Annotated in this window: 8 protein-coding genes; 5 read left to right on the top strand and 3 right to left on the bottom strand. The window is 65.4% G+C overall.

Annotated elements, in window-relative coordinates; genetic code table 11:
• Positions 1-543: 543 nt before the first annotated feature.
• Both A9Q02_RS17900 and A9Q02_RS17895 read left to right on the top strand, forming a co-directional pair.
• Positions 544-3,321, top strand: coding sequence for a winged helix-turn-helix domain-containing protein (locus A9Q02_RS17900; protein WP_172451108.1), 2,778 nt, complete (start codon positions 544-546; stop codon positions 3,319-3,321).
• A gap of 186 nt (positions 3,322-3,507) precedes the next feature.
• Positions 3,508-4,479 (top strand): NAD(P)-dependent alcohol dehydrogenase, encoded by a 972-nt coding sequence (locus A9Q02_RS17895; protein WP_097654451.1) that lies wholly within the window; start codon positions 3,508-3,510, stop codon positions 4,477-4,479.
• A 121-nt stretch (positions 4,480-4,600) separates the two neighbouring features.
• Here A9Q02_RS17895 and A9Q02_RS23860 read toward each other — a convergent pair whose 3' ends face one another.
• From A9Q02_RS23860 to A9Q02_RS17885, 3 genes are all read right to left on the bottom strand, one after another.
• Positions 4,601-4,762 carry a hypothetical protein gene (locus A9Q02_RS23860; protein ID WP_141509004.1) on the bottom strand — a complete coding sequence of 54 codons (162 nt, stop codon included), beginning with the start codon at positions 4,760-4,762 and terminating at the stop codon, positions 4,601-4,603.
• A 109-nt stretch (positions 4,763-4,871) separates the two neighbouring features.
• Positions 4,872-6,776: an SWIM zinc finger family protein gene (locus A9Q02_RS17890; RefSeq protein WP_097654450.1), complete on the bottom strand. Its 1,905-nt coding sequence runs from the start codon at positions 6,774-6,776 to the stop codon at positions 4,872-4,874.
• A complete protein-coding gene (locus A9Q02_RS17885) occupies positions 6,773-7,981 on the bottom strand; it encodes a plasmid pRiA4b ORF-3 family protein (RefSeq protein ID WP_097654449.1) in 1,209 nt (402 codons plus the stop codon). The genes A9Q02_RS17890 and A9Q02_RS17885 overlap by 4 nt, the downstream gene beginning before the upstream one ends.
• Positions 7,982-8,697: 716 nt before the next feature.
• On the opposite strand from A9Q02_RS17885, the gene A9Q02_RS17880 reads away from it, so the two are divergent.
• Genes A9Q02_RS17880 through A9Q02_RS17875 form a run of 3 tightly spaced genes read left to right on the top strand, consistent with a single transcriptional unit; the run spans position 8,698 to position 10,479 of the window.
• Positions 8,698-9,519 (top strand): glucose 1-dehydrogenase, encoded by an 822-nt coding sequence (locus A9Q02_RS17880; RefSeq protein WP_097654448.1) that lies wholly within the window; start codon positions 8,698-8,700, stop codon positions 9,517-9,519.
• Positions 9,520-9,535: 16 nt separating this feature from the next.
• On the top strand, positions 9,536-9,703 hold the full coding sequence (locus A9Q02_RS24395) for a hypothetical protein (protein ID WP_172451106.1): 168 nt from the start codon (positions 9,536-9,538) through the stop codon (positions 9,701-9,703).
• An 11-nt stretch (positions 9,704-9,714) separates the two neighbouring features.
• Positions 9,715-10,479, top strand: coding sequence for an MGH1-like glycoside hydrolase domain-containing protein (locus tag A9Q02_RS17875; protein ID WP_097654447.1), 765 nt, complete (start codon positions 9,715-9,717; stop codon positions 10,477-10,479).
• Positions 10,480-10,824: the final 345 nt, after the last annotated feature.

The following is a 10,824-nucleotide window of genomic DNA, read 5'->3' as shown; positions in this document are numbered from 1 at the left end:
ACCGGGGTGGGGCACCCGCAAGGGGTGCCCGTACCGGGGTGGGGCACCCGCAAGGGGTGCCCGTACCGGGGTGGGGCACCCGCAAGGGGTGGGGGCGGGCCCGGTGTAGGGGCACCCCTTGCGGGTGCCCTGGTGGGGTGCATACACGGAAGATGCAATCGCCCTATTCACCGACCCAGGGCTGATGCAAAGTCAGCTCTCTGGGGTCGCCGTCGCCGTCGCCGGCGCCGGCAACGGCTCGGCTACCGCGTGCCAAGCCCGCCTGCGCGAGCTGGATGAGGCTGCGCAGGCGGCCTCCGCTCCCGGTAGCCGAGGGTTTCAGCCCGACCATGGTGCGCACGCTCGCGTATTGAGCCACTGAGTGGACGAGAGCGCGAGGTACTGCGGCTGCTCACCCCGGCTGCTGTCGTGGGCTTGCGCGGGTGAGGTTGGGCTACGCGCTCTGGTCTGAGCGGCCCGTACATGCTGCCGAGCCCGTTGCCGGTGCTGAGTAGGTGCGCGAGATGTCATGTGCTCTGGCCTTATAATGGATATAATGGAGGTATGTCCACCTCTCTCTTGGCGACAAAGCTATACCGCCCCCCGCCGCAGCCGAATAGTGTGCTGCGGCCACGGTTGCTCACGCAGCTCAACGATGGGCTACGGCGTAACTTGACCCTGATTGCCGCCCCGGCCGGCTTTGGGAAAACCACGCTGCTTAGTCAGTGGCTTCCAAGCCTAGAGCGCAGAACGCAGACTGTAGAACAAGCGGGCAATGACCAATCCAATCCCGCTCTACGTTCCGCCTGGTTGACCCTCGACGAAGGTGATCGGGAGCCCGCACGCTTCTTGGCCTACCTCGTCGCTGCGCTGCAGAGCGTTGTACCGCAGCTTGGGGCCGGGCTCATGGCCTCGCTGCTTGCCCCCCAGCCGCCGCCCACGGACGTAGCGATGACAGATCTGATCAATGCGCTTGCCGCGCTCGCGCAGCCGATCGTGCTGGTGCTCGACGACTATCATCTGGTCAATTCGCCGCCAGTTGATGCGGCCCTCAGCCTGCTGCTGGCCCACCAGCCGCCTCAGTTGCACCTGGTCATCGCCACCCGCGAAGATCCGCAGTTGCCCCTGGCACGCCTGCGCGCCCGCGGCGCGTTGAGTGAGCTGCGCGCCGTGGATCTACGCTTCACCCCGTTGGAAGCGAGCGCGCTGTTCACCAAGACCGAAGGTCTCAGGCTGTCGGCGGAGGACGTCGCCGCCCTGGAGCGCTGCACCGAGGGTTGGGCCGCTGGCCTCCGACTAGCCGCGCTCTCCCTGCGGGGCCACCAGGACAGTGCTGGCTTCGTGCGCTCCTTTTCTGGCAGCCATCGCTTTGTGCGCGACTACCTGCTCGAAGAGGTTCTCCGCCAGCAGCCCGTGCTCATCCAGCAGTTCTTGCTCCGCACTGCGATCCTCGACCGGCTGTGCGGGCCATTGTGCGATGCGGTGCTTGAGGCCCCCCCCGGCGTTGGTCAAGCCACCCTCTACGCCATTGAACGTGCCAATCTGTTCTTGGTTCCCCTCGACGACGAGCGGCGTTGGTATCGCTACCATCACCTATTTGGCGAGTTGCTGCGGCAGCGCCTCCCGCAGGACGCGGGCCTGTCGAAGGATGACCTCGCCGGACTCCACCTCCGCGCAAGTGACTGGTATGAGGCTCAGGGTCTGATGCTAGAGGCGCTGGATCATGCCGCTGCGGCGGCTGACCCCGCCCGGGTCGCTGCGCTGGCCGAGTGCTCGTGGGCGCAACTGGACAGCGGTTTTCAGTCGGCCGCCTGGTGCCGCTGGGTGCGACAGCTCCCCGAGGCGGTGCTGCTGACCAGGCCAGTGCTCTGCATGCAGTACGCCTCGGCGCTGAGCAACGCTGGCGACCTAGAGGGCAGCACGGCCCGGCTGCGCGACGCCGAGCGCTGGTTGGCACCGGAGGGCCAAGCTGAGGAGCCGGTCGTGCTGCTGCAAGCGCAATTCGCGGCGCTGCCGATGCAGATCGCCATTCTCCGGGCCTACAATGCCCATGCTGCGGGCGATTTCGCTGCTGCGGCGCAGCACGCTGCCTGCGCCCTCGCCCAGCCCAACGACGCGCAGCCGCTGCTGCGCGCCCAGGCCATGTCGTTGCTTAGCTTTTCCCACTTGGCCGAGGGCGATATCACTGCCGCCGAGCGCGCCATCAACGTCTGGATCGCGTATACCCGCGAGGCCGGTCAGCTCGCCTTCACGCTGGCTAGTAGCTTCTATCTGGTGGAGATGCGGCTTGCCCAGGGCCAGCTGCGCGAGGCGGCCAGGCTGTATCGGCAGTTACTCGAGTTGGTGCCGCCGGACGACGAGGGTGCCAGCCGGGCCGTGCCGCATCTGCACCTGGGGTTGGCCCTGGTCGCCCACGAGCAGGGCGACGGGCCGACTGCTGCGCGGCACCTCCAGGCGAGCAAGGAAGCGGGCGAACGGGTTGCGCTGATCGACTGGCCGTTCCGCTGGCATCTGCTCCAGGCCCGGGTGAAGGCGTCAACAGGCGACTGGGAGGCCGCCCTTGATCTGCTGGACGAGGCCGGGCGACGCTATGTTCCCAACCCTGTCCCCGACCTGCGCCCCATCGCGGCGCTCAAGGCACGGGTACGCCTGCGGCAGGGCAACCTCGCCGCTGCGTCAGCCTGGGCCGCAGAGGTGGGCCTGAAACCTGCAGACGAGCTAGGCTACCTCCGCGAGTTTGAACAACTCACGCTCGTCAGGTTGCTGTTGGCCCGCGCTCGTCAGCAGCAGGATCACGACGAGTTGCCGGCCGTATTCCCACTACTCGTCCGGCTGCTGAGTGCGGCAGAGGCCACGGGGAGGGTTGAGAGTGTGATCGAGATCCTCCTGCTCCAGGCCATGGCCCACGAGGTGTGCAGTGAGCCAAGCCAGGCGCGCGTTCCGCTGGAACGCGCCCTGGCCCTTGCCGAGCCCGAGGGCTACGTGCGGCTATTCGTGGATGAAGGACCGCCGTTGGCAAGGCTGTTGGAACGGATGCGGGATACAGGCGGACTGATGCAGGCGTATGTTCACACCCTGCTGAACGCCTTTGGCAAGCAAGCAACGTTGCATCCTGCCTCCCACCTCCCGCCTCCTTCAGGCGAGTCGCTCAGCGAGCGTGAGCGCGAGGTGCTGCGCTTGATCGCCGAGGGTCTCAGCAACCAGGAGCTTGCCGTGCGGCTACACCTCTCGCCACAGACGGTTAAGGTGCATACGCGCAACATCTACAGCAAACTCGGCGTCTCAAGTCGCACGCAGGCGGTTGCCAGGGGCCGGGCGCTCGGCATGCTGGAGTTGCCGTAGCGCACTTGCTACTGCCCAGCGCTACGCACCCCGCGAGCGCCGCGTAAGCACACATTGCGCGCAAACGGCTTGCGCATTGATCAAATACCCCACCAGATACCACTTCGGTGGTACGACAACAAGGCGATCGGCTGTTATCGTAGATCCATGTGTACAAGTGCCCACTCATGATGATAAGGATATGTAATGCAAGCGATGTGCTACCGGCGCTACGGGGAACCGGAGGTGCTGCGGCTCGAAACCGTGGCGAAACCCACCCCTGGCCACGACGATGTGCTGATTCAGGTGCATGCGACCTCGCTCAACGCGGCCGATGCCTACCTTTTAAAAGGCGAGCCGGCCATAGCGCGGCTATTCTCAGGGCTGCGCAGGCCGAAACATCCCATTCTCGGTGCCGACATTGCCGGCACGGTTGCGGCGGTTGGCAGCCGTGTCACGCAGTTTCAACCGGGTGACGCCGTGTATGGCGACCTGTCAGGGTGTGGCTTTGGCGGGTTCGCCGAGTACGTCTGCGCCCCAGCGGGTGTGTTAGCGCTGAAACCGACGCGGCTCAGCTTCGCGCAGGCCGCTGCCGTGCCCTTAGCGGCGGTCACCGCACTGCAGGCGCTGCGGGCCAGGGGAGAGATCGCGGCAGGCCAGCAGGTGCTAATCCACGGCGCATCGGGTGGCGTGGGCACGTTTGCCGTGCAACTTGCCCGGTCGTTTGGGGCCACCGTAACGGCCGTATGCAGTACGAAGAATGTCGAACTGGCTCGTTCGCTCGGTGCTGACCATGTCATTGACTATACGCAGGAGGACTTTACCCAGAGCGACCAGCGCTACGACCTGATCCTGGTGGTGAACGGCAACCGCCCGCTCGCGGCGTACCGGCGGGCCTTACGCTCTGGAGGGCGCTGTGTGGTGGTCGGCGGCGCGATCCGGACGATCCTCACCGCGACATTGCTCGGGCCGTCGCTATCGCTCACCTGGGGTGTCAGCATCCGCAACGTGCTTGCCCAGCCGAGCCAGCAGGATCTGACGTTCGTCGGCGGGTTGCTTGAATCCGGCGAGGTCGTACCCGTAATCGATCGCTGCTTTCCCCTGCGTGAACTGCCAGAGGCGCTGCGCTACCGTGCGGCGGGGCGCGGCCGTGGGAAAGTCGTTCTTACGATATTTTGACCCTGAGCTTCGTTTCTACCACAAGGTTCGGGGTTCCCCGCGCTTTTCGCTCAGAACGCCCACCATAGAAGCAAGGCATCCGTTAAGGCAAGGCCTCGGCCTGGGCCAGAATCTCGCGCTTCTAGTCCTCCGGCAAGGCGAGGGCCTTCACCACCTGAAGCATCTGCGCATCAACGGCGTCGATCCAGACCATACGAGCGGGACAATCGCGCCAGTTGATCCGCCGACTACAGTGGTAGTAATGGTGCGTGCGCACCGTGCTGTCGCCCGGCTGGTACACCATCGGATGCCCGTACTGCGCACACGCAACGATTTCGGTCAGCCCTGGGAGCCGTCACGCTTTCTTGGTACCTATGCTGGTGATATTGTCGCATAGCCGGACGAGGCTGTGATCACAGCTCCTTGAGCAGCCCCATGAGCTTGTACTTGCGCCCGTGGATCGCCCGCACCTCCGCCAGGTAGCGCTCCCAGGCGTCTGCCTGGCCTGCGGCGTGGTAGGCATCGCGGGCCCGGCGCAGCCAGTTCACCGCCCGGTCGTAGTGCTGAGCCTTCCCGCCGTTCATAATTGGCACAGCCTGGGCGATGGCCTTCTTGATCACCCACTGGGGTCGGGTGGTGATCGCCGCGTCCATCACCAGCTCCAGCACGCCGTAGCTGTTTCGCTCGGCCACCTTGATCGCATCATCAATCAGACCCTCGTGCAGGAAGATCTCGGCCTGGGCGCGGGAGCCTATCCAGCCCCCGGCGCCCTTGCGCAGCTGGTCGAGCAGCCGCGCGCGCAACTTGGGCCAGCCCTCGCCGGCGAGCTCGCGGGCGGCCAGGTAGCGTGCCATGCTCGGCTCGCTGGCGCAGGCCACCTCTGCCGCACGCAGGGCCAGGTCAGGTCGGCCAAGTCCAGGCGCGAACGAGGCCAGCCAGTCGCCCAGAGCGCCCCGCAGCCCATCCAGACCCAGGCCATGCTCGGCGACCCGAAGTGCCGCGTCGAGCGCGCCGCCCTCGCGCAGGGCCATGGCGAGCGCCAGGGCATCCGCGGCGCTGGCAAGGGTCGCGATGCCCGCCGTGACAGCCTCCTCCGCCCTGCCCAGGTGGGCCAGCATCAGGGCACGCTCGCGATGCAGTTCGTAGGCTGCGGCGAGGTTGAGGTAGTCTTCCAGGCGACCCTGGCGCTCCAGGATGCGCAGCCGGATCAGGGCCAGCTTGGGACGCGGGGCGGTCGCCGACGCTCGCACCGTGGTGAGCGGTGCCTCGTCCCACTCCTCATCCTTGTCGTCCAAGCTCTCGTTCTCATCGTCGTCATCGCCGTCCGAGCCCTCGTCCGCTTCCGACGCCTCACGCTCGCCCACCTCGACCACACGCGGCGCAGGGGTGAGCACCGGCTCGCCGCGCAGGGCGCGGACGATCAACGGGTCGTGCCAACCCTCCAGGGCGGCCTTCATCGCCAGCCGCAGGCCATGGTCGTTCCCATAGTCCGCCGTATCGTCAGCCCACTCCGCGATCTGTTCGGCCCACTCCTCCAGCTCATCGAGGCGCAGATCTGCTACGAGCAGTGCCTCGGCCCAGAGCTCGCCCAGGTTGTCGAAGACGGGGTCAAGGGTGTCGTAAGAGTCGTCGAAGGCATGCTGGCCCGCGCGACACTCCTCGGTGATCGCCTGAAGTAGGCTCAGGGCGTTGGCGCTGTCGCCGCCCTCGACAAAGCCGCGTATTTGGTTGAGGATGTCGCCCATACCCTCGGTGATCATGCTGGATGGGCCATCGTCATAGTAGTCGTTATAATCACGGTACGATGCGCGAAGCAGCGTGCGCACCTGGCGCTGGATCGGGCCGACGTCTATGGGCGGGCGCGCCGGAGCAGCGCGCGGTGGCGTGGCGGACTGCTTGGCCGCAACCTCTCCCGCAAGCATATCGGCAAGGTCGGGCTGGCGTGCGACCATGCGCAGCAGCAGGCCCATGAGCTGCTCGCGGTCGAGGGTCTCCAGCAGCGCCGCAAGGGGCGGCGCGACCTGGACGGACTCGGGCTGCCGGAGCGCGACGAGCAGAGCGGCGACCATATGCTTGCACCATGCGTGCGCTGCAGCGGGGCAGGTGCAGGTCGCCGCAACCAGGCCCCCGGCGTCGAAGGTGACGCGCACGCGGTAGGGGTCGTACTGGCTGCCATGCACCAGCGCCTCCAGGACGCCCTCATGTAGCGTCAGGCCAGCGACCATGCCCTCGCGAACGTAGTCCTCACCGCGACTGAACATTTCGCCTGCGGCGTGTCGGCGGATCACCTGCTCGCTGAGGCCCGGGATGATCGTCATATCTCTTCCTCCCAGTCCTCATCATCCTCATCATCCTCATCTTCGTCGCCGTAGTACTGGGGCGGCGCGTCCCCCGTTGACTCGACCAGACGCGGATAGTCGCCCGGCTCAGCCTGCGGCTGGATCGTCACGAGCCTGACATCAAACTTGTGGTCGTCGCCGTAGTCGAAGTAGTAGAGCAGCGTATGGCCGACGCGCAGGCCCAACTGACCGAGCACAGCGGTGGTGGCATCCAGGGGCTCAACGTCCTCATCATCCTCTACGCCTGCAGCTTCCTCACCCGTGATCAGCTGCAGATCCTCCCCAAAGAGCGCACCCGCGAAGGGGTCGCCATCGGGGCCGGAGATCTCGTAGGCGGCGTCGAACTCCTTCCCACGCAGGAAGAAGCTATAGAGGTGGTCGGCGTCCCACGCAAAGGCGTCCTGGATCGCGAAGTGCAGATCCTCGAGGGTCTGCTCAGGGCGCAGAGCGATGGTGCGCGTCGCGCCCGAACGGTCGTCTCTGAGCTGCACCCTGAACAGGTAGACGCCACCAGGACGATCGAGCGGGGCTGGCACCCCAACGTAGCGCAGAGTCATGCGGGCCTGGTAGCGCACCTCGAAGGCGGGGTCGTTGGATGCGCAGGCATTGAGCGCAACCAAAACATGCTCGGGGAGCGGACGCCTAGGGATGGTGTAGGCGCTGCCGAGGTAGTAGGCAGCCTGGGCGCGCACCTGCTCATTCGTGTGCTGGAGCGCGGCGTCAAGTGCGGCGTACGCGGCCGGGCTCGCCTGCCTGATCGCGAGCAGGGCCAGGGCCCCCACGGCGAATTGTCGCCTGCGCGGAGCGAAGCTGTCGCGCGAGCGTTTCAGGTCGAGCAGCGCCTGCCAGAAGGGAAGAGACTCGGTGGCCTGGGTGAAGCCGATCGCATTGAGCAGAAACGCCTCGGCCCTCGCCGCGTCCCTGGTGCCGCGCTTCGCGAGCTGGACGGCGAGCTGCTGAGCACGCTCGCGCTCAGAGGGCGGCAAGGTCAGCGGGGTTAGCTCGGAGAAAGGCGGCAGCAGATCGCTGAAGCGTTGCTTGCTGCCAGCTTCACCAGCCAAAGCCTTCTCTAGCTGGTCAAGCGATGTGCGAACTAAACGCAGGAAGTGCTGATCAAGGTTGCCGGGAGGCACCCGTGCGCTGATAAAGAGCCAATCCTCCAGAGGGTGGTCTTCCTCACCCATCGCGTTGCCCTTTCACATAGTGCAGAGTCGCGCCGCAGCAAGAGAGTCTGAGGCGGCATGAATCTGTAAAGTATTTCCAATGATTCTGAGTCACCTGAAAGTGCATGCCGCCATCAGGTGCTGCGGTTGTCCCCCGAGATCTCGCAACGTTGGCTCCATGGCAAATGCCCCTAGTCGCTCACAAAGGTTGACCGAACTACCCAGATGATACATGTTTTAGGTGCTGTTGTCGAGATTCAGTCTGATATATCTATAGCTCGCACCGGGCCACGCGCTGGGCGATCTTCGCGCTGGTCAACTCGCGCAGTGCGGTCGTGTATGCCCAACGGCACGACTAGCGGTAGTCGCGCCGCTCGACCGCTTCGACCATGAGCTCTATGGTAAACTGCACCCGCCGACTGTCAACTGTGCCGATCAGCGGCAGCGCGATCATATGGCGCGAGACCGGCATGATTCGGTCCCGACCGCTCTTGAAGACTGGCCGCTTGGATGGCAAGCACCTGCTTGTTGCAACTCGTCGCACTCTTGCTCGTCGCGCTCCTGGTCGGCGATGTCATGATGAATGCCCATGCGGGTGTCCGCCTACCCTAAATAGCTAGCCTAGCAGCCCTCTAGTCATTACTGAGGCAGTAGTTGGGCTTGCGACCACCCCGCTCTCGACCGCTTCACGGTGGGCGGAGTTGCCTGCGGGATTATTGGCCAAGAAGGAGAACCATATGAACGGGATTCGCGACAAGAATGTGCTGGTGACCGGGGGGAGCTCGGGCATCGGCCAGGCGATTGCGGTGCGCTTCGGGCTGGAGGGCGCGAATGTGGCGATCAACTATCGCAAGGGTGAAGAGGAGGCCGAGGCGACCCACGCGCAGATCTATGCGGCGATCGAAGAATGTGGCCGCCAGATCGAGACCGCTGGGGCTCGCCACATTCTGGTCCAGGCCGACGTAGCCAAAGAGGACGACATTCGCACGATGATGGAGACCACGGTGCGCGAGTTGGGTGGGCTCGACATCCTGATCAACAATGCCGGCATCCAGAGCGCTGCCGACTCGCACGAACTGACGGTTGAGCAGTACGACCGCGTGATGACCGTCAATGCGCGCGGCGCGTTCCTCTGCGCACGCGAGGCGATCCGTCACTTTCTGGCGGAACGTAAGCCCGGCGTGATCATCAATATGTCCAGTGTGCATCAACTCATCCCCAAGCCGCGCTTCCTCAGCTATGCGATGAGCAAAGGCGCCATGCAGAACCTGACCCGCTCGCTGGCGCTGGAGTACGCCGGGCGCGGCATCAGGGTCAATGGCGTCGGGCCGGGCGCGACGGTCACGCCGATGAACCAGGCCTGGATCGACGACCCAGAGAAGCGCGCCCAGGTTGAGGGCCACATCCCGCTAGGCCGCGCCGGCACGGCCGAGGAGATGGCTGCGGTGACGGTCTTCCTCTGTTCCGACGAGGCGGCCTACATCACTGGGCAGACCCTCTTTGTCGATGGTGGCCTGACCCTGTTCCCCGACTTTCGCAGCGCCTGGTCAAGTGAGTAGCCCACGAGGAGTCCCGATGACGATTGAACACGAGCGCCTCACCACCGACGGCGATGCCTGGAAGCACTGGGGGCCGTATCTGGCCGAACGGGCCTGGGGCACGGTGCGCGAGGACTACAGCCCCGACGGCGATGCCTGGGCCTCTTTGTACTGCACACGCCCGACGGTCGCACCACACCGCTGAAGATCTGCTCGATGGTTGGGCTGATCCCGCTCTTCGCAGTAACAACGATCGAGCCGGCGCTGCTCGTCCAGTTGCCCGAGTTCCGCGTGCGCATGGAATGGTTCCTGGCGCACCGGCCCGATCTGGCGGCGCTGGTCTCGCGCTGGCAAGAACCGGGGCTAGGCAAGCGGCGCATGTTAGCGCTCTGCCGAGGCCAGCGCATGAAGCGCGTGCTGCGGCGCATGCTCGACGAGGCCGAGTTCCTAAGCGCGTACGGCGTACGTGCGCTCTCACGCGCTCACCTGGCGCAGCCCTACCGGTTTCATGTCAACGGCGACACGCTGGAAGTGCGCTACCTGCCGGGCGAGTCGGACAGCGGGCTGTTCGGTGGCAACTCGAACTGGCGCGGGCCAATCTGGTTCCCGGTGAACTACCTGCTGATCGAGGCGCTCCAGCAGTTCCACCACTACTACGGTGACGACTTCCTGGTCGAGCACCCGACCGGGTCGGGGCAGTTGCATACGCTCCGCCAGATCGCCGATGATCTCGCGCAGCGCCTGATCGGAATCTTCCGACGAGGCGCGGACGGGCGACGGCCCGTCTTCGGCGACCACGCGGTCTTCCAGCACGACCCGCACTGGCGTGATGCACTGCTCTTCTACGAATACTTTCACGGCGACACGGGGCGTGGGGTGGGTGCCAGCCACCAGACCGGCTGGACGGGGCTGGTGGCCAAGCTCATTCAGCAGCAGGGCGAGTGGCAGACGCGTGAGCCCAGCAGAACAAAGGAGGAATAGCTATGACTGCTGGTCGTGGCCCTGGAGCCGCCGGTCGGGCGCACAGTGCTGGTCGACGGGACAGTGGCAGGATGCGGGGTGAGCCCCAGTCTACCCCGCGCCATTCCCCCTCGACCCGGCGAGGCGCTGGCGACGCGCAACCTACCCCGAGCCGTCGAGTGGGGCACTGCCACAGGGGTCGTCGAAGAAGACCGTAGGGGAGCAAGCAGATGCACGAGTGGCTATGGCTCTGACGATTCTGGTGCCCTCCTGCGTCTCGACGGTCTCTCGCATCAGCGTGCTGCGCGAGTTGCGTCAGTCGCCGCCGCATAATCCCGCCGACGACCGTCCGTAATCGTCGGATTC

Source organism: Candidatus Chloroploca asiatica (assembly GCF_002532075.1).
Classification (GTDB): domain Bacteria; phylum Chloroflexota; class Chloroflexia; order Chloroflexales; family Chloroflexaceae; genus Chloroploca; species Chloroploca asiatica.
The sequence above is the reverse complement of the archived record's forward strand: the minus strand, read 5'-3'. Positions and strand labels throughout refer to the sequence as shown.